Below are 23,805 nucleotides of genomic sequence, written 5' to 3'. Positions count from 1 at the left end.
GCGGTCGCCGGCGCGCACCGGCGACCGAGACGCATCACGGATGAAGTGCAATCACGGATCAACCCCTTCGCGTCGCGGCCGCCCGGGAGATCGCCAGCAGGCGATCGTCTCCGGATCGATGCGCGCCGAGATGCCACCCGGGCGCAAGACCCCTGGTTCCACGGCACCGATTGACCCTGTCGAACCTCACCGCAACCCCGCGCTCCGGCGCGCTCAGCCGCGCCCTTCGAAGACCACGAAACAGGAGCCTTGGCTCTGCGTGTAGTTGTCGTAGCCGGTGATGCGCACGTGGTGATCGGGGTAGGAACGGTGACAGGCTTCCAGTTCACTGACGATCTGGCCCAGATCCTTCGTGCCGAAGAATGGCAGTTTCCACATGGTCCAGTAGTGATTGGTTGCCTTGCTGGGGTGCACGTGCTCAATGCCCGGGGTCCAGCCCTGCGCAATGATGTAGGCGATCTGGTCGAAGATCTCGTCCTGCGTCATCGGCGGCAGGAACCCGAAGGTTTCGAGCGTGACGCGGGTCTGATAGTCGCCTTGGGTGGATTGAAATGGCATGGCTCAGGTCCTCTTGACGGAAGGTGGTGGGGTTCGAGTGACGGCACGGAGTCCCGCCGCGACCGGTCGGGTCGGGGAACCTCGCGACGCGTGGGTGCGCGACACAGGAGTCCCCGACCGGCCGATCACAGTGGCGAGCGCAGGTCTCAGCCGACGTCGAGCTTGTCGACCGTGTCGAACTCGAACTTGATCTCTTTCCAGGTTTCCATGGCGATCGCCAGCTCGGGGCTGTGCTTGGCGGCCGCGGTCATGATCTCGCGGGCCTCCTTCTCGAGTTCACGGCCCTCGTTGCGAGCCTTCACGCAAGCCTCGAGCGCGACGCGGTTCGCGGCCGCGCCGGCCGCGTTGCCCCAGGGGTGACCCTGGGTGCCGCCACCGAACTGAAGCACGGAGTCGTCGCCGAAAATGGTCACCAGCGCCGGCATGTGCCACACGTGGATTCCGCCCGAGGCCACCGCGAAGACACCGGGCATCGATCCCCAGTCCTGATCGAAGAAGATGCCGCGCGCGCGGTCCTCGGGGATGAAGGATTCACGCAGCAAGTCGACGAAACCCAGCGTGGAACCCCGGTCACCTTCCAGCTTGCCCACCACGGTTCCGGTGTGCAGATGATCGCCGCCGGAGAGACGCAGGCACTTGGCGAGGACGCGGAAGTGGATGCCGTGTTTGGGGTGACGGTCGATCACGGCGTGCATGGCCCGGTGGATGTGCAGCAGCATCCCGTTCTTGCGGCACCACTTCGCCAATCCGGTGTTAGCCGTGAAGCCGCCGGTCAGGAAGTCGTGCATGATGATCGGCTGACCCAGTTCCTTGGCGAACTCCGCCCGCTCGTACATCTGCTCCGGGTCGGCGGCGGTCACGTTCAGATAGTGCCCTTTGCGCTCACCCGTCTCGGCCTGTGCGGCGGATACGGCCTCGGCGACGAATTCGAAGCGGTTTTGCCACCGCATGAAGGGCTGGGAGTTGACGTTCTCGTCGTCCTTGGTGAGATCGAGACCACCACGCAGGCACTCATAGACGGCCCGTCCGTAGTTCTTGGCGGACAAGCCGAGCTTCGGCTTGATCGTCGCGCCGAGCATCGGACGACCGTATTTGCTGAGCTTGTCGCGCTCGACCTGGATGCCGTTCGGCGGACCCATGCACGTCTTAACGTAGGCGATCGGGAACCGGATGTCTTCCAGGCGCAGGTGGCGCAACGCTTTGAAGCCAAAGACATTACCGACTAGGGACGTTAGCACGTTGACCACCGAGCCTTCCTCGAAGAGGTCGAGCGGGTAGGCAATGAAGGCGTAGAAGGACTCTTTGTCGCCGGGGACGTCCTCGATCCGGTAGGCACGACCTTTATAGAATTCCAGGTCGGTCAGCAGTTCGGACCACACGGTACTCCAGGTGCCGGTCGAGGACTCGGCCGCCACGGCCGCGGCGACTTCTTCACGTGGCACGCCAGGCTGCCCGGTACATTTGAAACAGGCCAGGAGGTCGGTGTCGAGAGGAACATAGTCGGGCGTCCAGTACATGTCCCGATATTCTTTTACACCGGCATCGTAGGTCTTCACGCTCATGATCAGCTCCTGTGGTCTGTGCCTTGTCCGCCTCGCCTGGAGGAGGCCGTTTCGAACTCTGTCGGCTAAAGTACCTGATAATTAGGTATAGAAAATAATCAATTGTTTCTATCGTTTGGTTCGGTGAATTTATATGGGTTGGGCGGTTTGCCGGGTCATGCGCTCAGCGCTCGGACCGCGCCTGAGACCGGGTTGTGCAACCTCAAGCGGGCTAGGGTAATCGATTCAGGGTGAAATAGGGAGTCACGTTGAGCGAAAAAGACCCCTAGGATCCGGTGCGCGTGAACGCGCGATGGTTGCCGTGCGCGGTGTGGTGGAACGGCGCTGATACGATGGAGTAATGAGGGGGATGAGGAGGTCGGGCGGGTGTGCGGTGGGGTCATCCAAATGAGCCGTGACGGGGCGACCCCCGGATGTATCCGCGAATTGAGGCGGCCCAAGAGGCGTCGATACATAGCTTTTAGACGATGCATTGATTCACAAACTTCGATTATCGTCTAAGGCTTCCGAGCCCCATAGTGTGTCGGTTTGGCCACCGCGAGGTGGTCCGTCGGTGACAGAGCGGAGCGATCCATGCGTATTTTGAACGAGATTCGATTCGACAACCTACGGGGTGATCTCTTCGGTGGCGTCACGGCCGCGGTGATCGCACTGCCCATGGCACTGGCTTTTGGGGTTGCCTCCGGTGCCGGCGCGGAGGCGGGCCTCTATGGCGCGGTCCTGATCGGGCTGTTTGCCGCCCTCTTCGGCGCCACGCCCACGCTCATCTCCGAGCCCACCGGGCCGATGACCGTGGTTTTCACGGCGGTGATCGCCTCCCTGATCGCTGCCAACCCGGAACAGGGCATGGCCATGGCGTTCACGGTGGTGATGCTGACGGGTCTGTTCCAGATGCTGTTCGGTGTGCTAAAGCTCGGTCGCTACGTGACCATGATGCCCTACACCGTTATCTCGGGGTTCATGTCGGGGATCGGTCTGATTCTGATCATCCTCCAGCTGCCCGGACTCATGGGGCAGGCGCCGCCGAGTGGTGGCGTGCTCGGCACGCTCCAAAGTCTCCCGGCGATGGTCGCCTTGATCGATCCCCAGGAGGCGATCCTTGCCGGCGTGACCTTGGCGATCCTCTTCCTGATGCCTGCTCGGATTAGACGGCTGCTGCCGCCCCAACTCGTGGCGCTCGTGGTGGGGACAGTGGTCGCGATTTGGTGGCTGGGCGATCAGGATATTCGTCGCATCGGCGAGATCCCATCGGGGCTGCCCTCGTTCCAGATGCCGGTGTTCACCACCGCGCAGTGGCAGATCATCCTCATCGACGCACTCGTCCTGGCGTTGCTCGGATCAGTCGATGCCCTGCTGACCTCCGTGATCGCCGGCAGCCTGACACGCAAGCACATCGACTCCGACAAAGAGTTGGTCGGTCAAGGCGTCGGCAATCTCGCCTCGGGGCTCTTCGGTGGACTGCCCGGGGCGGGTGCGACCATGGGAACCGTGGTCAATATCCAAGCGGGAGGGCGCACGGCGCTCTCTGGTCTCACCCGGGCCGCGATCCTCGCGGTGGTGGTGATCTGGGCCGGCGCCCTGACCGCCAACATTCCCCTGGCGGTGTTGGCCGGCATCGCCGTGAAAGTAGGGATCGACATCATCGATTGGCGCTTCCTCAGTCGCGCCCATCGGGTCTCGATGAAGGGGGCCCTCATCATGTATGGGGTGATCGCCATGACGGTGTTCATCGACCTCATCACCGCGGTGGCGATCGGTCTGTTCGTGGCCAACGTGCTGACGATTCGGCGGCTCGCCGATGTGCAGGAAGAGTCCGTGTGCGTGATGCCGGCACGGCGCAAACGCGACGAGGGTCAATGTGCTCAGTTGTCCTGTGACGAGCGCACCCTGCTCGCTAGGGCGCGTGGGCGCGTGAAGATCCTCTATCTGAGTGGTCCACTCGTCTTCGGCGCGGCCGCCTCCATCAGTCGGCAAAGTCCGAAGTTGGAAGGTGCCAACGCGGTCGTGATCGACTTGAGCAAGGTCCCGCACATGGGAGTCACCACCGCGGTCGCGATCGAAGGGATCGTGCGCGAGGCACTCGCTCATGGCCAGGCGGTTTACATGGCGGACGTCCACGGCCAACCCCGCGAGCGTCTCGAACACCTCGGACTGCGCGAGGTGATGCGCCGGGATCGCTGGGTCGCGGACCGTGAGACGGCACTGAGAAAGGCCCTGGACGAACTGCCGGACCTCCAGCAACACCGGGGTGAGGCGCACGGCGAACCGGCGTGATGGTGCGCGGGCGCGGAGGTCCTCCCGCCTTGCCTTTAGGGTGGGCGCCAATACCTTCGTGTTGCTTCATTCTGTCCAAGCAACGAACGATTGAGGGAACATCATGGTCAGCGCAACAGAGATGGCGATCCGTTGGGTCGAAACAGGCAAGGTCCCCGATCGCGTGACGCGCAGCGGCATTCGCGCCCTGTTGCGTGGGCGTCTGGCGACCTTGCCCACCAAGGATTGCGAAGCAGCGATGCTGGCGAAACAGGAGTTCATTGCCATGATGGACGCCTCGCCGATCGCTGCCGTGCCGGAGCGCGCGAATGAGCAGCACTATGAGTTGCCGGCGCGCTTCTTCGACCTCGTGCTCGGTCCGCGCCGCAAGTACAGTTCCTGCTACTGGCCCGACCAACGCATGACGTTGGAAGAGGCTGAACGCGAGTCATTGCGGATCACGGTCGATCGGGCTGGCGTCCGGGACGGCGAGCGCGTGCTCGAACTCGGTTGTGGTTGGGGTGCCCTGAGCCTCTATCTGGCCGAACAGTTTCCAGGTTGCCGGATCACCGGGGTCTCCAACTCGAGCGGACAACGGGCCCATATCAAGGCCGAGTGCGAACGACGTGGATTGACCAACCTCGAAATCCTGACCGCCGACATGAACGACTTTCGGCCCGAGGGCGTCTACGATCGGATCATCTCGCTCGAGATGTTCGAGCACATGCGCAATCACCGTGCGCTTTACGCCCGGGTGCACGACTGGCTGACCCCCGGCGGACGTTTTCTGATGCACATCTTTGTGCATCGTGATCATCCGTACCCCTTCGAGGACGTGGGACCGAGTGATTGGATGAGCCATTATTTCTTCGCCGGCGGCATCATGCCGAGCGATGACTTACCACTCTACTTCCAGGAGCACCTGAAGCTGGTCGATCGGTGGCGGTGGGACGGTCGCCATTATGAACGCACGCTCAATGCGTGGTTGGCGCGCATGGACGAGGCGCGTGATGAAATCTGGCCCATCCTGGAGGAGACTTATGGTGCCGCGCAAGCGGCGACCTGGTGGGTCCGTTGGCGGCTCTTCTTCATGGCCTGTGCCGAACTCTTCGGCTATCGCAAGGGGCAGGAGTGGTATGTGAGCCACTATTTGTTCGAGCGCCCGACCTGAACGGACAACCGCGCACACCGCCCCGATACCGGGGCAGTGCGCGCAACGGGATCAACTCCCCGGCGCGTCGTTTTTCGTGGTATCCATCTTCAGGGGAACATAGGCGAGGCAGGTGCCGGTGAAACCGGTGGCGAGGACGACAAGGCCGATGATCGTCAGCAGGACCTTCGCGCCTGTTGGGGCGACCAAGAGTCCTAGGAGAACGAGTAGACCGCCAACCGCGAGGCGGATGTTACGATCGGTCTTGCCAACATTTTTCGGGAGATTCATGACGGAGGACTCCGGTTGAGAGGTGATTGCATGATGGCATCCAAGCCGATCCTGTCGCGCTTTGACTGGGCGCGCGACCGATGGCTCCTTTCCACGCATCGGCCAGCCAGGCTGGCGGTCCACGAGGGGATCCAAGAACATCCGAGTATACCTGAGTCCCGACCGTCAGATCAGCTGCGATTGGTCAGGTTGTCTTTCGGGTCGAGGGGACCAAGGGGATCATGGCGGTGCGGGGAGGCCGACGACCCCGATGGTCGAGGGGCGCGCTGATGGCCTGGTTCATGTCACCCCAGCGACTGCGTCACGCGGCCTGGCTCCTGCGCTCGGGGGGCGTGATCGCCTATCCCACCGAGGCGGTTTTTGGTCTTGGCTGTGACCCTTGGGATGCGGACGCGGTGGACCGGATTCTGGCCATGAAGCGCCGGGAATGGTCCAAGGGTCTGATTGTCATCGCCTCCGATCCGGACCAGTTGGTGCCGTTCGTGCACGAGCTGGCGGAGCCGCGGATGCGCGAGATCCGGGCATCCTGGCCCGGCCCGAACACCTGGCTCCTGCCGGCGCGTGCGCAGACCCCACGCTGGCTGACAGGACGATTCGACACCCTCGCGGTGCGGGTGACGGCACACCCGTTCGCCGCGGCCCTATGCCGGGCCTATGGCGGGGCCATGGTGTCGACCAGCGCCAATCAGGCCGGTCGTCCGCCAGCACGCACCGCACTCGCGGTGCGACGCGCGCTCGACTCCGGCCCTGATCTCATCCTCTCCGCGCCCTGCATGGGGTCCGCGCAGCCGTCACGAATTCGCGACGGGCAAAGCGGGCGGATTCTGCGGGCCTGAGCAGGTTAAATCTTGATTAATCAAGACCTTATCGATCAGGAACGCACGCCCGATTCTCAAGCTGCGTGCGGTACGGTGTGGTCAGGACGGACGGTCCGGTGAGGCGGCAGGCGCGCTCAACGGCTGGCGGGCCGCCGGGTGGTGATCGGCTGTCCGCGTCAGTCCCAGCAAGACGAAGCCAATGATCGGAATCAGGAGGTCGGTGTAGAAGATGACGCCGGCATTGCCGGGGGCGAAATTGTGGGCGCTCACCATCTGCTCGACATGCCCGGCCGCCGCGCCCCACAAAAAGGCCGCGGGTCCGACGACGGCGGCGAGGCGCAACCCGCGCCCGCCCCGAAACGCCAGGAAGCCGATCAAGGCGAATCCTAAACTGGCAAAGCCAACCTCGGCTTGAAAGGGACTTTGAGGCCAGCCGATGAAGGCCGCGGTCATCTCGCCGAAGAAGGTGTGCATGACGAAGTTGTAGAAGAAAGAGATCCCGACCGAGAAGAACAGAAACCAGGCGAACAAGGCCTCTGTGATGCGGGGTCTCGTTCTGGGTTGGCGGTGCGCGAGCAGGCTGATCCCGCTCGCAAGCAATCCCAGGATGAGGCAGGTCAAGGTAAAGTTGGACAAGGCCAGACGAATCAGTTGCTCAATCATGATTCAGGTGTCTCGAGGTGGCGGTGAAGGGACAAGGGGCGCTGCGCGTGGTCAGCCGTGACGGGGTGGGTTGTGATCAGCAATGGCTCACGGTCCTTCCTGGGCGCGTGTCACTGCACGGGTGTGGCGATGATGGTTCAGCGCCCCTGCCGGTAGGTCCAAGGCGTCTGATGTGTTCCGTCGCTGGCCCAGATGCCGCGGCGCGCGGCGCGGGCCGCGCGTTCAGCTCGATAGAACCGTGAATCCTCGCAGTAGCGTGGATAGACGGCGGCGGCGCCGGTGCGCACCAGCTCCAGGTTCAGGGAGCGGCGTGGCGTCTCACTCGTGTAGACCTCGGCGATGGTGCGACCATAACGGTCCTGCTCGATGGGTCGGAGTTCGAGGCGGGGTGTGGCGATGGCCCGCAGCGCGGCCCGGGAGCGAGCGCCCCAGGGCTGCTGGCGCAGTTCGGGGGCGTCGATGCAGTAAAGACGAACCTCAAGAGTGACGCCGTCACAGCGCACCCGTAGTGAGTCGCCATCGAGCACGGCGTCGAGCGCACACGGCTGGCCGTTCCCAGCGAACGACCAATTCGCCGGGACGAGTCCTGGCCCCCACCACTCGATTGCCCATGCGAGGACCATGGCGATGGCGATGATTAGGCTCGACAGAGGGGTGCGTCGGCGGCGAATCGTGCGTGGCCCGGTTCAGATTGGCATCCTGCATCGCCCGACCTGTCGAGTCGATGCCTTGCGCATGGTAAGTCCCCGGCACGATACAGGGGGATCGACCGCTCGCCAAGTGATCGGATCGAGCAGCCGCCCGTTCCACGGTGTTAAGGGATGACTCGCGGCGGGATCCGCGCTGATCAAGGGATGGTCCAGGTGCGCGCGGGACGGATCGCGCACGGGTCCGGCGGCTCCGGGGACGTGTCCCGCCCTTTGCGGACGCATGAGACGCCCTTACACTGAGCTGGGCCGGTCAGCGTGCGGCACGCTGGCCCCCTTCACGCCAGACCGAGCAACGGGATCGCGGCAGGTGCCGATTTGATCCGCCATAGCGATGTCCCACCGACTTCCCTCCAGGACGCACTCGATGAAGAGACTTGCCGAATTCAATTCACCCAGTCGTGCGCTGATCGTCGCCGCCGCCCTGGCCATTGTCATCGGGATGACGAAGCTGGCGGCGCCACTCTTGATCCCGATTCTACTGGCCATTTTCGTGGCGATCATCTCGACGCCGTTGCTCAATTGGATGCGTCGCCGGGGCGTGCCGAAGTGGATGGCGCTTGGCTTGATCGGATTCATCCTGTTCGATATCGGGAGTCTGCTGGCCCTCTTGACCACGGGCGCCTTGGAGGGGTTCCGCGAAAGCATGCCGACCTATCAAGAACGGTTCCTGATGCTCAGTCAGGAGTTCGGCGGTTGGATGGAGCGTCTCGGCGTCGGCGGCTCGACCGAGGCCGTCCCGGATCTGCTCGATCCGAACAAGGTCATGGCTGGTGTGCGCATGCTCCTCTCGAATGCCAGCGGATTCTTCATGACCATGCTCCTGGTGGTGTTGCTGGTGGTCTTCATCCTCCTGGAGGTCCGCACCATGCCGGGCAAGCTCCGCGCCGCCTTCGGGATCACGCCAGAGGGCGAGGCGCGGATCGCGCAACTCCTGCGCGCCATCAACCACTATATGCGGATCAAGACCTTGACGAGTTTGGCCACGGCCGTGAGCGTCTACCTTCTGCTCTTGGTGGTCGGGATCGATTTTGCCCCCTTGTGGGCCGTTTTGGCCTTCTTCCTGAATTTCGTGCCGGTGGTGGGGAATATCGTCATGATGATCCCGGCAACCTTGCTGGCGATCGTGCAGGCCGATGTTCCAACCGCCGTGGTCGTCGCCGCGGGCTACCTGGCGATCAACACGGTGATCGGCAATGTGATCGAGCCGCGCGTGATGGGCAAAGGCTTGGGGATCTCAACCCTGGCGGTGTTCATCGCCCTGTTGTTCTGGGGCTGGCTGCTCGGACCCGTGGGGATGTTCCTCGCGGTGCCCTTGACCGCGTCACTCATCATTGCGCTCGACGCCAGTGCGCATACGCGCCCGCTGGCGATCTTGCTCGGACCCGCCATCGCGGAAACGCCCGAGGCGGTGAAGCCGCTGGGGGAGACAGTCGATGATATGGCGCGTCCCGGCGAGGTTATGCAGGAGGGAGTCGATCCGCGATAGGCGCGGCCGTGATGCGCGCGCGCGCGGCGGGGCGGCCCGCCGGATAGCGGTCACGATCGGTGCGTGGTCGCCTGGATCGGCACTGCGCCGGTCGCTCTGGTCTGGTATGATCCGCGCCCTGAATCGGTTCGTGCGCGTGCGTCATGCGCTGACGCCCGACGCACCAACCTGAGCGCCGTGCGCTCCTCACCTCTCCAGTCCTCGGGCGATCTGCACGTCATGACAGACCTCAGTCATATTCGGAATTTCTCGATCATCGCCCACATCGATCATGGCAAATCGACGATCGCGGATCGCTTCATCCAGACCAGCGGCGCCCTGAGCGACCGCGAGATGTCCAGCCAGGTCCTCGACTCCATGGATCTGGAGCGCGAACGTGGCATCACCATCAAGGCCCAAAGCGTGACGCTGGATTACAAGGCGCGCAATGGTGAGACCTATCAACTGAACTTCATCGACACGCCCGGGCACGTCGACTTCTCCTACGAAGTTTCGCGCTCGCTGGCCGCTTGCGAGGGCGCCTTGCTGGTGGTGGACGCGGCGCAGGGCGTCGAGGCGCAAAGCGTGGCGAATTGTTACACCGCGATCGAACAGGGACTTGAGGTCGTGCCGGTCTTGAACAAGATCGATCTGCCCTCGGCCGAGCCGGAGCGCGTGATCAGGGAGATCGAGGAGATCATCGGTCTGGAGGCCGAAAATGCCGTGCGGGTGAGCGCGAAAACAGGTCTCGGCATTCCCGATCTCCTCGAGGCACTGGTAGAGCGGATTCCCCCGCCGCAGGGTCATGTGGACGCACCGCTGCAGGCCCTCATCATCGATTCCTGGTTCGATCCCTACGTGGGGGTCGTCTCCTTGGTGCGGGTGATGAATGGCGAGATGCGGCGCCGCGACAAGATCCTCATCATGTCGACCGGGCGGACACAACAGGTCGACGCCGTGGGGGTGTTCACGCCGAAGAAGACCGAACGCGCGCGGCTCGGTGCGGGGGAGGTCGGCTACATGATCGCCGGCATCAAGGAGATCGATGGTGCCCCGGTCGGCGACACCATCACCCGCCCCGATGCGCCAGCGGCGAAACTGCCTGGCTTCAAGGAAGTCCGGCCCCGTGTCTTCGCCGGTCTCTACACCGTGATCTCCGACGACTACGAGGACCTGCGCGAGGCGCTCTCCAAGCTGCGTCTCAACGATGCGGCGTTGCATTACGAACCCGAGGTCTCGCAGGCGCTGGGGTTCGGCTTTCGCTGTGGGTTTCTTGGCATGTTGCACATGGAGATCATCCAGGAACGACTCGAACGCGAGTACAACCTGGATCTGATCACCACCGCCCCCACGGTGGTCTATGAGGTGTTGCGTGCCGATGGCGAGGTGATCAAGATCGACAACCCGGCCAACCTGCCCGAGCCCGGGCAGATCCGGGAGATTCGTGAACCCATCATCGAGGCTCATGTCCTGGTGCCACAGGACTATCTCGGGGCGGTGATCACCCTCTGCATCGAGAAGCGAGGGGTGCAAAAACAAATCCAGTATCTCGGCGGGCAGGTGCAGGTGAGCTATGAACTGCCGCTGAGTGAGGTGGTGCTCGATTTCTTCGATCGTCTCAAGTCGGTCAGTCGTGGTTATGCCTCCTTCGAATACGAATTCAGGCGTTTCCAGGCGGCCGAGTTGGTCAAGCTCGATGTTTTGATCAATGGTGACAAGGTCGATTCCCTGTCCTCGATCGTTCACCGTTCACTCGCGCCGACGCGCGGGCGCGATGTGACCGAGCGTATGAAAGAACTGATTCCGCGACAGATGTTCGAGGTGGCGATCCAGGCCGCGATTGGCAGCAAGATCATCGCCCGCACCACGGTGAAGGCGCTGCGCAAGAACGTCACGGCCAAATGTTACGGGGGCGACGTGACCCGCAAGCGCAAGCTGTTGGAGAAACAGAAGGCGGGAAAGAAGCGGATGAAGCAAGTCGGGCGCGTCGAGATCCCGCAGGAGGCGTTCCTGGCCGTGCTGCAATCCGGCAAGGATCAATCCTAGACCGTCACCCCGGGCCGGGTCGCTTGCGCGCAGCGTGCGTGATGCCAACCGATCCCGTGGCCACCGGGGAGGGTGCTCGAACATCACCGCGAAACCCTGTCACGCACGCCCTGGACTGACCCCTGATTCCCTGAACGACATGACGGACCCATCATGAATTTCGATTTTCCTGCCTTTTTGGTGCTTGCATCCGTCGTGACCGGCGGGATCTGGCTGGCCGATGTCTGGCTGTTCGCGCCGCGCCGACGTCGCCAGGCGGCCGCGGATGGGCATCAGGGGAGTCTGAAGGAGCCGGTTCTCGTCGAGTACGCGCGCTCCTTCTTCCCGGTGATTTTTGCCGTGTTAATCTTGCGCTCCTTTCTCGTCGAGCCCTTCCGGATTCCGTCGAATTCCATGATGCCGACGCTCCTGACCGGCGACTTTATTCTCGTGAACAAGTTCGCTTACGGTCTGCGCTGGCCCGTGCTCAACAGTCGCTTTCTCGATCTCGGTGATCCAGAGGTCGGTGATGTGGCGGTGTTCAAATACCCCATGGACCCGTCGGTGGACTACATCAAGCGGGTGGTCGGGGTTCCAGGCGATGAGATCGGGTATGTCAACAAAACCCTGTATCGCAATGGTGAACCGGTCCCCCAGTTGCCGATTGGGCGCTATACCGGGGTCGGGTCCGGGGCCGAGATGACAGGCGCGAACGAGGCGCTTGAGCGTCTCGGTTCGGTTGAGCACCGCATCCTGACGCGGCAGAATGCGCCGGATCTACCCCCAGGTTGCCGCCTCCTCGCCTATGGTCCGGTCACGGTTCCCGAGGGTCAGTATTTCATGGTGGGTGATAATCGCGACAACAGCAACGACAGCCGTTGTTGGGGGTTCGTGCCGGAGGAGAACCTGGTCGGTAAGGCCTTTGGCATTTGGATGCATTGGGACGGTCGTCGCGATGGCTCGCCGATCGCCTGGGGGCGTCTGGGGAGCGGGATTGAATAACCGAGCACGCCCGAGAGCAAGAGCAAGAGGAGTCGGGAAACGATGACAGCAGGCTTGCGCGCACGCCAAGGGGGGATGGGGATGCTGGCGATCCTCGTCGTCATCGCGTTGATCGTCTTCTTCCTGTCCCTGGCGTTCAAATTGGGACCCTCGTACGCCGAGTTCTGGACCGTCCGCTCCATCATGAACGGCGTCGCCGACTCATCGCGTCCGATCACTGGTGGTCCGCGCGAGATCCTGGATCAGATCCGCAACGGGCTCGGCATCAACAATATCAACCAGGTCACCATGCAGGACTTTTCGGTGCGTCGCACCGATGGTGGCCTCTACGAGGTCGCGGTCGAGTATGAACGACGACAACATCTCTTTTTCAACGTTGATGCGGTCTTGACCTTCGCCGATCAGGTGGAGGTGAGAACACAGTGAGCACTGCGTCGTGACCATCGATCGGCACTCCAGCGACCCCGCGCGGCTTGCGCGGGCGTTCGGGCATCGCTTCGCGCGCGAGGAGTTGTTGCTGCAGGCCCTCACGCACCGCAGCGCGGGCGCGCGCAACAACGAGCGGCTCGAGTTCCTCGGCGACGCCCTGATTGGCCTGGTCATTGCCGAGGCACTCTGGACGCGTTTCCCGGCGGCGAACGAGGGGACCCTCAGTCGGCTGCGTGCCTCGCTGGTCAACCGTGAGAGTTTGGCCGCATTGGCGCGCGCGCTCGATCTCGGCGACTACTTGCGCCTGGGCGGCGGGGAATTACGTTCAGGCGGGTTTGCCCGGGACTCCATTCTGTCCGATGCCTTTGAGGCGATGTGGGGCGCCATCTACCTGGACGCGGGCTACGATGTGGCGCGTCAGCTGGTCTTGAACATTTTTGCGGATCGCTTGGAGCAAACCGATGCCAACAAATCCACGAAGGATCCCAAGACGCGGCTCCAGGAGTGGTTGCAGGCTCAGCGCCGCCCCTTGCCCGAGTACTGCGTGATCGCGACCAGCGGTGAGCAGAATGCGCAGACCTTCGAGGTCAGTTGTGTGCTGAGCGATACCGGGACGGTCACCCGGGCCGCGGGCGGAACCCGACGGGCCGCGGAACAAGGGGCCGCACAGGCCATGTTGGAGCAAATCGCGCATGACTGAGGCACTGTCGCATCGTTGTGGGACCGTGGCCATCATCGGGCGACCGAACGTGGGCAAATCGACGCTGCTCAATCGGCTGATCGGGCAGAAACTCGCCATCACCTCGCACAAGGCGCAGACCACCCGTCATTCGATCCTCGGGATCAAGACGCGCCCCGAGGGCCAGATCCTGTTCGTCGATACGCCGGGGATCCATCAGCGGGGCGCCAACGCGCTCAATCGCTATCTCAACCGCGCCGCGCGCACCGCGCTCGGAGACACGGATCTCGCGCTCTTCGTGGTCGAGGCCCGGCGCTGGACCGATGAGGACGCCGGCGCACTGCGCGCCATCGTCGAGGCGAAGGTTCCCGCCGTGGCGGCCATCAATAAGATCGATCGGGTGGCCAACAAGGAGGTGCTGTTGCCCGAACTGCAGGCATTGAGCGCACGCTATGCCTTTCTGGATCTCATCCCCGTCTCCGCCACCCGTGGCGACCAGATGGAGCCTCTCGAACAGGCCTTGCTGCGTGCCTTGCCCGAGGGGGCGCCGGTCTTTCCCGAGGATCAGATCACCGATCGCTCCGAGCGCTTCTTCGCCGCCGAACTGTTGCGCGAGCAACTCGTCCAGCGCTATGGCGAGGAACTCCCATATCGGACCACCGTGCAAATCGAGCGGTTCGAGGAACTCGATGGCCGCTACCGGATCCATGCCCTGATCTGGGTCGAGCGAGCGAGTCAAAAGGGCATCATCATCGGGCGTCAGGGTGAGGCCCTCAAGGCGGCGGCGACCCAAGCCCGCCTCGAGATGCAAAAGGTCTTAGGCTGCCCGGTGCATCTCGAGGTCTGGGTGAAGGTGAAGAGCAGTTGGTCGAGTGATGAGGCCGCGCTCGGCCAGCTCGGTTATGGCGACGACCACGGAGTACGGTGATCAGCGACCGTGGGTGCCGCGAACGCCCTGTTCCAGGCCATGGTGCTGCACCGGCGCGATTATGGCGACACCAGTTTGCTGCTGGAGGTGTTCGCGCTCGGGCGTGGTCGCTTCCCGGCCATTGCCAAGGGCGCGCGTCGCCCACGCCAGCCGCTGAGTGCCTTGCTGCAGCCCTTTCAGCCGCTCTGGCTGGGTGCGGTCGGGCGCGGTGAGGTGCTGACCTTGACGCGGGTGGAGGCGGCTGGTCCCGCGATTGCGCTCCAGGATGATGCCCTCTTGTGTGGCTTCTATCTGAACGAACTCCTGGTTCGTCTCCTCGGTCGGGAGGACCCCCATGACGCGGTATTCGCCCTCTATCATGCCGCGCTGGTGGCATTAGGGGCGGGTGCGTCCCTCGACGCCACGTTGCGGCGATTCGAACTGCAACTTCTCGATGAACTCGGCTATGGACTGGCATTGGATGTCGACGCGGCGGGAGCGCCGGTCGTGAGTGGGCGTCAGTATCGCTTCCAGACCGGCCAACTCCAGAGCGCGCATGGCGAGGGCGAGGAGGGCGGCATTCGGGTCGCGGGTGCGACCCTCTTGGCCTTGAGGTCCTTGGGAGGCGGCGGTGTCGAGCTGACGCCCTCGCAGCGGCGGGAGGCACGCGCCCTGTTGCGCGCCCTGTTGGAACCCCATCTTGGCGGGAAACCCTTGCGCACTCGCGAACTCTTTCGTCGCTGGAACCGCGGTGAACCTGCATCGCGCGTTAGGTCGCATCCGGATCACTGATCCACCCGTGCGGCCGCGCCAACCCCATTTCGGGTGTGCTGAGATCCCCAAGCTCACCACTCGCTGTCCCGTACTCTTGCATTCGGAGCCTGGCCATCGTGCATCACGAAACCGTCACCGGCGTCCTGCTCGGCGTCAATATCGATCATGTCGCGACCATTCGGCGTGCGCGTGGAACCCGTTATCCAGAGCCGATCCAAGCGGCCTTGGTCGCGGAACAAGCGGGTGCCGATTCCATCACCTTGCATTTGCGCGAGGATCGTCGCCACATCCAAGAGCGCGATGTCGAGTTGCTCTGCGGCATCCTCCAGACCCGCATGAACCTCGAAATGGCGGCGACCCGGGAGATGGGCGCGATCGCCTGCCGGGTGACACCGGCGGACTGCTGCCTAGTGCCGGAGCGGCGCGAGGAACTCACCACCGAAGGGGGGCTGGACGTCGTGGCGCAGCGTGATCACCTGCGAGATTTCTGCGCGCAATTGGCCGAGGCGGGCGTGCGCGTCTCACTCTTCATCGACGCCGAGCCGGCGCAGATCGAGGCCGCGCAGGCGATTGGCGCACCCGTGATCGAGATCCATACCGGCCATTATGCCGATGCGGTCTCGCCGGTGGCCCGCGCGGTGGAACTTGAGCGGATTCGCCGTGCCGTCGACTTGGGCCGGTCGCTCGGCCTGCAGGTGAATGCCGGGCACGGGCTCGATTATCACAACGTTAAGGCGATCGCGGCGATTCCTGGTGTGCGCGAACTCAATATCGGCCATTCCATCGTGGCGCGCGCCATCTTCTCCGGCCTCGATGGCGCGGTTCGCGATATGAAGGCCGTGATCGACGCGGCCTGCGCCGCGGATCCCCGCCCGGGCGTGACGAGCCCTGCCCGCGGCGCCTGATCCCGGCCGCGCAGGCCGCTCCTGGTGCGCGGGGCCCGAAGCAGCCACCTGGTGCAGTGGCTCGGAGCGAACCCCGCTGAGTCCACTGGCATTTGCGTTGTCCTCCCAGCTAGACTGTGCGGTGGGACGCGGGGTCCTGTCGACTGATTCGATCCGTTGCCATGTCCAAAGAGACACTCATCCTCATCCTGGCCATCGATCGCGGCGTCGGGTCCGCGCCCCTGACCGAGCACCGTACGAAGGCTGCCGTGCCTTTCGGTGGCAAGTACCGGGTCATTGATTTCACGCTCGCCAACTGTTTGCACTCGGGTCTGCGGCAGGTTCTTGTCCTGACGCAGTACAAAAGCCATTCACTCCATAAACACCTGCGCGACGGGTGGTCGATCTTCAACCCCGAGCTGCGCGAGTTCATCACGCCGGTGCCGCCGCAGATGCGCGAGAGCCAGGACTGGTATGCCGGACCCTTCGATGCGATCCGGCAGAACCGCTATCTGATCGAGCGCAGTCAGGCCGAACGCATCCTGATCTTGGATGGTGGGGTGGTCTATCGCATGGATTACGCCGAGCTGGTCCAGGCGCATGCCGACAGTGGGGCCGCGGTCACCGTGGCCGTGCGGGCCGTGCGGGGAGCCGGCTCTGGCACCCAGGCCGGCGTCGAGCTGGGTGAGCGGGAGCATATTCTTGGATTCAGGCCCCCGGTCGGCGATCCGGGCGGTTCCGGAAGCCGCTTCGGCGTGCGCGCGGAGATGGATCTGGAGGACGACGAGCAGCCCGAACAGTTCGAGACCATGGGCGTTTTCGTCTTCGATCGGCGTTTTCTGATCGAGGAGATGACGCGCTACGATCAGCGCCGTCAAGCCGCTGGCGGGACGCTTCCCGATACCGATCTGGCACTCGACGTCGTGGCCCCGCTGACCAGTCTCCATCAGGTCCAGGCCTATCGTTTCGGACAAGCGCGTGGCCGGGTGACGCCCGATCGCTATTGGTGTGATCTCGCCTCTGTCGATGCCTACTACCAGGCGAACATGGGCCTGTTGCGCGCCGAGCCGCCGCTCGATCTCTACCAAGCCGAGTGGACCATCCACACCCATCAGGGCCAGTATCCCCCGGCACGGACAGTGCCGGGCACGCGCAGCGGGAACGAGGGGATCTTCGTGAACTCCATGCTGGCGGCCGGCACCGTGATCAGCGGGGGCGGGGTGAATCATTCCATCCTGTTCCCCCGGGTGCGGGTCAATGATGGCGCGATCGTCGAGGCCTCGATCCTCTTCACCGGCGTAGTCGTCGGCGAGGGTGCGCACCTGCGCAACTGTATCGTGGAGAAGGGCGTTGAGATTCCGCGCGGGATGCGGATCGGATTCGACCTCAAGGCGGATCGGGAGCGCTTCTGCGTCTCCCCGCAGGGAGTGGTGGTGGTCACCAAGATCGATCAGCAGGCGAGCGGCTGAGCGTCCATCCGCATGGAACAACTGGCCCTGCGGGCGATCCATGCCCGGCTGCTCGCGCACTTCGGTCCGCAACAGTGGTGGCCGGCCGAGTCGGCCTTCGAGGTCATGATCGGCGCGATCCTGACGCAAAACACGGCTTGGACGAACGTGGAGCGGGCCTTGACCCGCTTGCGTGCGCGCGTGCCACTGACCGCGGCGGCGATCCTCGCGCTGGCCGAGCCGGAACTGGCCGAGGCGCTGCGCCCCTCGGGCTATTACCATCTGAAGACCATGCGCGTGCGCGCCTTTTGTTCCGCCTATGAGGCCGGGGGAGGTTTCTCGGCGCTCGCCGCGCGTGACACCCACAGCCTCCGAACCTGGCTCCTAGCCGTGAAGGGAATCGGCCCCGAAACCGCTGACGACATCCTGCTCTATGCCTTCGACCGTCCGGTGTTCGTCGTCGATGCCTACACCCGACGCCTGTTCTCGCGTCTTGGTCTGTTGCCGGGCAAACCGGGCTACGAGTCGATTCGTCATGCCTTCGAACAGGCGCTCGGGCCTGACGTTGACCTGTTCAAGGAGTACCATGCGCTCATCGTGTCCCAGGGAAAGACGGTTTGTCGTCAGCGCCCGCGCTGTGGGCTCTGTGCCGTGGCGTCGCTCTGTGCCGCGGCCTCCAGTGATTCGCTGGACCCATCGCCCGAGACTGACCTGGCGCGCGCGCGTCATCGCGGGCCGACCCCATTCGACGAATAAAAGAGTCTCCATGATCGAGCTTCGGACCTACGTCTTCATTGATTCGCTGCAGCCGCAGTTGGCTGAGTATCTCGGCACCGTCTCCCAAGGGTTCTTGCCGGTCCCGGGCGACGCCTGTCTCTGGCTCGAGGTCGCGCCTGGGATGGCCGTTCACCGCTTGACCGATATCGCATTGAAATCGACCCGTGTCCATCTCGGACAACAGGTGGTCGAGCGTGCCTTCGGCTCCATGGTCATCCATCATCGGGATCAGAGCGATGTGATGGATGCCGGTCGCGCCGTGCTCAATGCCTTGCATGCCACCGAGAGCGCGCGCAAGGCCTGCCGCATCGCCTGGAAGGAGACGATCCGCTCGATCACGCCGGATCATGCGGTGCTCATCAACCGCCAGGATCGCCGCGGCTCCATGATTCTGCCCGGCCAGAGCATGTTCTTTCTCGAAACCGAGCCGGCCGGCTACATCGTCTATGCCGCGAACGAGGCGGAGAAGGCGGCCAGTGTCACCCTGATCGATGTGCGTGCCGTTGGCGCCTTCGGTCGTCTCACCCTGGCCGGGCGCGAGGCCGACATCGATGCGGCGGGAGACGCGGCGATCTCGGCCATCCATAGCCTTTCGCGGATCTGATCCACCTCGACTCAGCGGGGGCAGACAACCATGCCGAGACTCGACACGGCACGCTTCTACCTGGACTCACTGGCCTCGCACGGCGAGACCGCGAAAGGCGTGCAATGGCAGTCCAGTCAAACCCAGGCATTACGCTTCGAAATCCTTCGCGGACTGCTCCCGGAGGATCTCTCGACGCTGCGGTTGGTGGATGCCGGCTGTGGTTTTGGCGACTTCCATCGCTTCCTCGCACGCCGCGCCGATGAGCCCGGGCACTACCTTGGATTGGACCTGATGGAGCCCATGGTCGAGGTGGCGCGGCGGCGCACCGGTTGCGAGATCCGCTGCTGCGATGTGTTGAACGATCGCTTGCCCGTCGCCGACTACTATGTCTGTAGCGGCGCCATGAACAATCTGACCCGGGAGGAGACCTGGCGCTTCATCCGGCAGTGTTTCGCGGCGTCGCGCGCGGGCTTCGTTTTCAATCTGCTGAAGGGTCAGGACGGACCGGGCAGTTATAATTTTCAACAACCGCGGGATCTGATGGGACTGGCCGAGGAACTGGGGGCGACGCACCGGCTGCGGGAGGGCTACCTGGCCAGCGACTTCAGCATGGCCCTACTGAAGTCCTGAGTCTCGCGCCGGACGGGAGCGGTCCGGACTGATCCCGACCCCGCGGAAGGAGGGCGCATGTTGCAGATCATCGTCATCGCCGCTGGAGGCGCACTCGGAGCGCTTGCCCGCTATGGAATGTCGAATGCGGTCTATGCCGTGCTGGGCCGTGGGTTTCCGTGGGGGACGCTGGCGGTGAACGTGCTCGGCTCGTTCCTGATGGGCTTGTTGTTCGTGCTCTTCCTGGAGCGCTTCAATCTCGCCCCGGAGTGGCGCTCGGCGATTCTGATCGGCGTGCTCGGCGCCTTCACGACCTTCTCCACCTTTTCGATCGAAACGCTGAATTTGCTCGAGCAGGGGGCGATGCTCGCGGCCTTCTGGAACATGGTCTTAAGCGTCTGGTTGTGCGTCCTGGTCTGCTGGGCGGGGGTGTTACTGGGAAGAAGCCTATGAATCATGAGGCCGTGCTGATGGTGCGCATCTATCTCGCGGAGTCGCAGCACCTCCTGAAACCACTGCTGAAGCTCTTGCTTGTAGACCTCAAGGTCCGTGGCGTTACCGTGCTGCGGGGCATCGAGGGCTACGGGCCGTCCGGCCAACATCGTGGGTCCTCGCTGCTGGATCTGTCGCTCGATCTTCCCTTGGTTGTCGAGTTCTTCGATCGACCGGAGCGCGTCGAGGCCGCGATTGCGCGGATTCGGGATTTCGTCCCACCGGATCATATCGTATCCTGGCCGGCCACTATCGCATCAGAGGATCCCGCATGTTAGACCCACGCTTGTTGCGGACCGAATTGGATGAGGTCGCCATGCATCTCGCTCGTCGCGGACTGGTCCTCGACCAGGCGCGGATCGAGGACTTGGAGCGTGAACGCAAGCAACGACAGGTCGAGGTCGAGTCCCTGCGCGGCGAACGCAACAGCCGCTCCAAGGCGATCGGCAAGGTCAAGGGAGCCGGTGGTGACATCGCGCCCTTGCTCGCCGAGGTGGCGGATCTCGGTGCGCGTCTCGCGACCGCCGAGACCCGGCTCGATGCGATCCAGGGTGAACTCGAGCAGATCGGCCTAGAGCTGCCGAACCTGCCCGATCCCAGTGTGCCGGACGGGCGTGACGAGCGCGACAATCGCGAGGAACGCCGGTGGGGCGAGCCGCCGAGTTTCAGCTTCGAGCCACGTGATCACGTTGATCTCGGGGCCTTCAATGGCTGGATGGACTTCGACCTGGCCGCCAAGGTCACGGGGTCGCGCTTCGTGGTCTTGAGTGGTCCCTTGGCACGGCTGCACCGGGCCCTGATCCAGTTCATGCTCGATACCCACACCGAGGAGCACGGCTACAAGGAAGTCTATGTGCCCTATCTGGTCAACACCGACAGTCTTCTCGGCACGGGACAGTTGCCGAAATTCGCGGCCGATCTCTTCAAGGTCCCGGGCGAGCGCGACTTCTACCTGATCCCGACCGCCGAGGTTCCGGTGACCAACCTGGTGCGCGATCTCATCCTGGATGAGGGTGAACTCCCACGCAAATGGGTGGCCCACACCCCTTGTTTTCGCAGCGAGGCCGGATCTTACGGTAAGGATACCCGCGGCATGATTCGCCAACATCAGTTCGAGAAGGTGGAACTGGTACAGGTGGTGCGTCCGCGGGAGTCGTTGCAGGCACTCGAGGCGCTGACCGGCCACGCCGAGACCATCCTGCAGCGTCTCGGCCTCGCCTATCGGGTGGTCAGTCTCTGTGCGGGTGACCTTGGATTCGGGGCCAGCAAGACCTACGACCTCGAGGTCTGGCTGCCTGGCCAACAGACCTATCGCGAGATCTCATCCTGTAGCACCTACAGTGATTTCCAGGCGCGTCGTCTGCAGGCGCGCTGGCGCAATTCCGAGACCGGCAAGCCCGAGCTGGTCCATACCCTCAACGGCTCGGGTCTCGCGGTCGGACGGACCCTGGTCGCCATCCTGGAAAACTATCAAAAAGCGGACGGGCGCATCCAACTCCCCGAGGTGCTGCGTCCTTACCTTGGTGGTCAGGAGGTCCTCGGGTAGCATGTGCCCCGCGGTGTCACTCAACACTCGACACAACAGGAGGCCAGCATGATCGGCCGAGGCGGCTGATAAACTCGTGTAAGACGAACGTCCGGAGCGCAACGGGGCGCGACCAGCCCGGCGCCCCGCCTCTTCAGTTCTCAGCCACGACCAGGCCAGTGTGCGCGAACGCTTGCTCGACTTCATGTGTCGAACAGTCATGTGGTGCGCATCAGGCTGGCGCGATGATCACGGGGATGCCCGGGTGGATGCGGTTCAGTCGGGTTGGTGGGGATTGAGAGGTCACGCAGGGTGCAAATCGAAAACAATACCGTGGATCTCAGCGACTATGTCGCGACCTTGATCCGCCGCAAGTGGCAGTTCCTCATCCCCGTCGTGCTGGTCTTCATCCTGGCCATCACGGTGGTGGTGAAATTGCCAACGAAGTATCAGTCGAGCGCGATCATCTTGATCGAACAGCAAGAGATCCCCGTCGACTTGGTTCGCTCGACCGTCACGAGCTACGCAGACCAGCGTGTTCAGGTGATTCGTCAGCGCGTCATGACGACGGCGAACCTGCGCCAGATCATCGAACGCCATGACCTCTACCCGGAGTTGCGGGTCGATCGCGGTATCGCGAGCGCGGTGGAGCGAATCCGCCGGGATATCGAGATCAAGATGATCAGCGCGGATGTCGTCGATCCGCAGAGTGGCCGCGCGGGCTCGGCTACGATCGCCTTCTCCGTCGCCTACAGCTCCCAATCGCCGGTGATGGCGCAACGGGTCGCCAACGACATCGTGTCGTTGTTCTTGGATGAGAACATCCGGGAACGTCGGCGCACGGCCGAGGAGGCCTCCCGCTTCCTCGAGCAGGAGTCACTGAAACTTGCCGAGCAGGTCAGCGAACTCGAGGCGCGGCTGGCGCTCTTCAAAGAAGAGCATGGCGACTCGGTGCCGGAAATGATGCAGGTGAATTTGCAGCTCCTGCAACGAACCGATGACAGCATCCGACAGATCGATCAGGAATTACGCTCGCTCGAGACGAATCAGGTGTTCCTTCAGTCTGAATTGACGAAGGTCAACCCTTACAGTGCAATGTACAGCTCGACGGGCGAACGCATCCTGAGTCCGGCGGATCGTTTGCGCATGCTGGAAACGGAGTTCTTGACCTACAGCTCACGCTATTCGAGTGTGCATCCCGACCGACTCGCGATCGAGCGGGAAATCGATCTGCTGCGTCAGGAGGTTGGGCGGCGTGATGATCGCGACATTCGCCGCCTCCTGACCGAACAGCAGAATGAGCTGGCGCGGCTCCGGTCCCGTTACTCCAGTGAACACCCGGATGTGACCTCGCTGGAGCGGCAGATCACCGAGACCCGGGCCCGGATCGCGGCGAATGCCGGGGCTGGTTTCGAACCCTTGGAAATGACGATCGGAGTCGGTGACGCGGACAACCCTGCGTTCATCCAATTGCAGGCACAATGGAACGCCAATCAGTCGAAGATCAATTCGCTCAGACAGACCCGAGCCGACTTGGAAGCACGTCTGATTGATCTGGAAACGCGCATCTCCGAGGCCCCGAAGGTTGAACGTGAGTATCGTTTGATCACGCGCGACCATGAGGGGGCGCTCGAGCGGTATGCCCAGGTCCGCAGACGGCATCTCGAGGCCGCATTGGCTGAATCGCTCGAAAGTGAGCGGAAAGGGGAACGGTTCACCTTGATCGAGCCGCCGCTCGTTCCCGAACAGCCCTATAGCCCGAATCGCAAGTTGTTGGCCTTGGTCGGTTTTGTGGTCGCCGTTGGGACGGGCGCAGGGGTTTTGGGGGTCCGCGAAGCCTTGGACGACGGGGTCTATTCGATTCAGGTGGTCAAGGAGATCACCGGCGCGCCGCCGCTGGCGATCATGCCCGTTATTCGCACGGATGCGGATCGGCGCCAAACGCGGTACCGACGGATCGCCTATGGGGTGGTCGCGTTCGCGACGATTGCCGGCGCGGCCATCGCGGTCGATACCTTTGTGCGCCCGCTGGACGTCTTGTGGTTCCAGGTCCTCGATTCGCTGACCTCATTGGCGCAATTTCCCACCTGATCCAGCGCTGGGTCAGGTGGGCGGAGCGGGCCCGCCGTGGGTCGTGGCCGCGGCGGTGGGTTTGCTCGACCAGATCACGAATGAGGTTCGGTTTCAGTTGCGGGTCG

Annotated in this window: 24 protein-coding genes; 19 read left to right on the top strand and 5 right to left on the bottom strand. The window is 63.4% G+C overall.

The genetic code is table 11. From position 1 onward, the window contains the following. Positions 1 to 213 precede the first annotated feature (213 nt). Together CKO25_RS08090 and CKO25_RS08085 are read right to left on the bottom strand one after the other, a co-directional pair. Entirely contained in the window at positions 214 to 558 is a 345-nt protein-coding gene (locus tag CKO25_RS08090; RefSeq protein ID WP_200387416.1) for a ribulose bisphosphate carboxylase small subunit, read from the bottom strand. A 146-nt stretch (positions 559 to 704) separates the two neighbouring features. Beyond that, positions 705 to 2,120, bottom strand: coding sequence for a form I ribulose bisphosphate carboxylase large subunit (locus tag CKO25_RS08085; RefSeq protein WP_200387415.1), 1,416 nt, complete (start codon positions 2,118 to 2,120; stop codon positions 705 to 707). 573 nt (positions 2,121 to 2,693) lie between these two features. Here CKO25_RS08085 and CKO25_RS08080 point away from each other — a divergent pair. Further along, a complete protein-coding gene (locus tag CKO25_RS08080) occupies positions 2,694 to 4,394 on the top strand; it encodes a SulP family inorganic anion transporter (RefSeq protein ID WP_200387414.1) in 1,701 nt (566 codons plus the stop codon). A 103-nt stretch (positions 4,395 to 4,497) separates the two neighbouring features. Beyond that, positions 4,498 to 5,544, top strand: coding sequence for an SAM-dependent methyltransferase (locus CKO25_RS08075; RefSeq protein ID WP_200387413.1), 1,047 nt, complete (start codon positions 4,498 to 4,500; stop codon positions 5,542 to 5,544). Between the two features lie 51 nt (positions 5,545 to 5,595). Here the strand turns inward: CKO25_RS08075 and CKO25_RS08070 are convergent, their stop codons facing one another. Beyond that, positions 5,596 to 5,814 carry a YgaP family membrane protein gene (locus tag CKO25_RS08070; RefSeq protein WP_200387412.1) on the bottom strand — a complete coding sequence of 73 codons (219 nt, stop codon included), beginning with the start codon at positions 5,812 to 5,814 and terminating at the stop codon, positions 5,596 to 5,598. A 269-nt stretch (positions 5,815 to 6,083) separates the two neighbouring features. Here CKO25_RS08070 and tsaC point away from each other — a divergent pair, with 269 nt between their 5' ends. Further along, positions 6,084 to 6,650, top strand: coding sequence for an L-threonylcarbamoyladenylate synthase type 1 TsaC (tsaC, locus tag CKO25_RS08065; protein WP_242467494.1), 567 nt, complete (start codon positions 6,084 to 6,086; stop codon positions 6,648 to 6,650). An 81-nt stretch (positions 6,651 to 6,731) separates the two neighbouring features. On the opposite strand, the gene CKO25_RS08060 is transcribed toward tsaC, so the two are convergent. Beyond that, complete coding sequence (locus CKO25_RS08060; protein ID WP_200387411.1) at positions 6,732 to 7,295, bottom strand: DUF6790 family protein; 564 nt, start codon at positions 7,293 to 7,295, stop codon at positions 6,732 to 6,734. Positions 7,296 to 7,432: 137 nt separating this feature from the next. Beyond that, a complete protein-coding gene (locus CKO25_RS08055) occupies positions 7,433 to 7,918 on the bottom strand; it encodes a thermonuclease family protein (protein WP_200387410.1) in 486 nt (161 codons plus the stop codon). Positions 7,919 to 8,369: 451 nt separating this feature from the next. On the opposite strand from CKO25_RS08055, the gene CKO25_RS08050 reads away from it, so the two are divergent. From CKO25_RS08050 to CKO25_RS07975, 16 genes are all read left to right on the top strand, one after another. Further along, positions 8,370 to 9,491: an AI-2E family transporter gene (locus CKO25_RS08050; RefSeq protein ID WP_200387409.1), complete on the top strand. Its 1,122-nt coding sequence runs from the start codon at positions 8,370 to 8,372 to the stop codon at positions 9,489 to 9,491. A 219-nt stretch (positions 9,492 to 9,710) separates the two neighbouring features. Beyond that, entirely contained in the window at positions 9,711 to 11,516 is a 1,806-nt protein-coding gene (gene lepA / locus CKO25_RS08045; protein ID WP_200387408.1) for a translation elongation factor 4, read from the top strand. Between the two features lie 153 nt (positions 11,517 to 11,669). Beyond that, positions 11,670 to 12,497 carry a signal peptidase I gene (lepB, locus tag CKO25_RS08040; protein WP_200387407.1) on the top strand — a complete coding sequence of 276 codons (828 nt, stop codon included), beginning with the start codon at positions 11,670 to 11,672 and terminating at the stop codon, positions 12,495 to 12,497. A gap of 42 nt (positions 12,498 to 12,539) precedes the next feature. After that, the gene (locus CKO25_RS08035) at positions 12,540 to 12,923 is read left to right on the top strand and encodes a DUF4845 domain-containing protein (protein WP_200387406.1); all 384 of its coding nucleotides are present in this window, start codon (positions 12,540 to 12,542) and stop codon (positions 12,921 to 12,923) included. A gap of 10 nt (positions 12,924 to 12,933) precedes the next feature. Continuing rightward, positions 12,934 to 13,626, top strand: a complete 693-nt coding sequence (gene rnc / locus CKO25_RS08030; RefSeq protein WP_338115091.1) for a ribonuclease III — start codon at positions 12,934 to 12,936, stop codon at positions 13,624 to 13,626. Further along, positions 13,619 to 14,533, top strand: a complete 915-nt coding sequence (era, locus tag CKO25_RS08025) for a GTPase Era (RefSeq protein WP_200387405.1) — start codon at positions 13,619 to 13,621, stop codon at positions 14,531 to 14,533. Before rnc ends, era begins: the two co-directional genes overlap by 8 nt. A gap of 9 nt (positions 14,534 to 14,542) precedes the next feature. Continuing rightward, a complete protein-coding gene (gene recO / locus CKO25_RS08020) occupies positions 14,543 to 15,304 on the top strand; it encodes a DNA repair protein RecO (RefSeq protein WP_338115090.1) in 762 nt (253 codons plus the stop codon). Between the two features lie 98 nt (positions 15,305 to 15,402). Then, positions 15,403 to 16,191, top strand: a complete 789-nt coding sequence (gene pdxJ / locus CKO25_RS08015; protein WP_200387404.1) for a pyridoxine 5'-phosphate synthase — start codon at positions 15,403 to 15,405, stop codon at positions 16,189 to 16,191. 161 nt (positions 16,192 to 16,352) lie between these two features. Beyond that, positions 16,353 to 17,639, top strand: coding sequence for a GlgC family sugar phosphate nucleotidyltransferase (locus tag CKO25_RS08010; RefSeq protein ID WP_200387403.1), 1,287 nt, complete (start codon positions 16,353 to 16,355; stop codon positions 17,637 to 17,639). Between the two features lie 12 nt (positions 17,640 to 17,651). Next, positions 17,652 to 18,374, top strand: coding sequence for an endonuclease III domain-containing protein (locus CKO25_RS08005; RefSeq protein WP_200387402.1), 723 nt, complete (start codon positions 17,652 to 17,654; stop codon positions 18,372 to 18,374). Between the two features lie 10 nt (positions 18,375 to 18,384). Beyond that, positions 18,385 to 18,999 carry a hypothetical protein gene (locus CKO25_RS08000; RefSeq protein WP_200387401.1) on the top strand — a complete coding sequence of 205 codons (615 nt, stop codon included), beginning with the start codon at positions 18,385 to 18,387 and terminating at the stop codon, positions 18,997 to 18,999. A gap of 30 nt (positions 19,000 to 19,029) precedes the next feature. Then, positions 19,030 to 19,611, top strand: coding sequence for a class I SAM-dependent methyltransferase (locus CKO25_RS07995; protein WP_200387400.1), 582 nt, complete (start codon positions 19,030 to 19,032; stop codon positions 19,609 to 19,611). 57 nt (positions 19,612 to 19,668) lie between these two features. Beyond that, entirely contained in the window at positions 19,669 to 20,043 is a 375-nt protein-coding gene (crcB, locus tag CKO25_RS07990; protein WP_200387399.1) for a fluoride efflux transporter CrcB, read from the top strand. Continuing rightward, positions 20,040 to 20,360: a DUF190 domain-containing protein gene (locus CKO25_RS07985; RefSeq protein WP_200387398.1), complete on the top strand. Its 321-nt coding sequence runs from the start codon at positions 20,040 to 20,042 to the stop codon at positions 20,358 to 20,360. The genes crcB and CKO25_RS07985 overlap by 4 nt, the downstream gene beginning before the upstream one ends. Next, a complete protein-coding gene (gene serS, locus CKO25_RS07980; RefSeq protein ID WP_200387397.1) occupies positions 20,354 to 21,628 on the top strand; it encodes a serine--tRNA ligase in 1,275 nt (424 codons plus the stop codon). The genes CKO25_RS07985 and serS overlap by 7 nt, the downstream gene beginning before the upstream one ends. Before the next feature lie 291 nt (positions 21,629 to 21,919). After that, complete coding sequence (locus CKO25_RS07975; protein ID WP_338115089.1) at positions 21,920 to 23,698, top strand: Wzz/FepE/Etk N-terminal domain-containing protein; 1,779 nt, start codon at positions 21,920 to 21,922, stop codon at positions 23,696 to 23,698. The last annotated feature ends 107 nt before the right edge of the window (positions 23,699 to 23,805 follow it).

This window comes from Thiocapsa imhoffii, from assembly GCF_016583985.1.
GTDB lineage: Bacteria > Pseudomonadota > Gammaproteobacteria > Chromatiales > Chromatiaceae > Thiocapsa > Thiocapsa imhoffii.
This window is presented reverse-complemented; position numbering and strand designations above follow the sequence as displayed.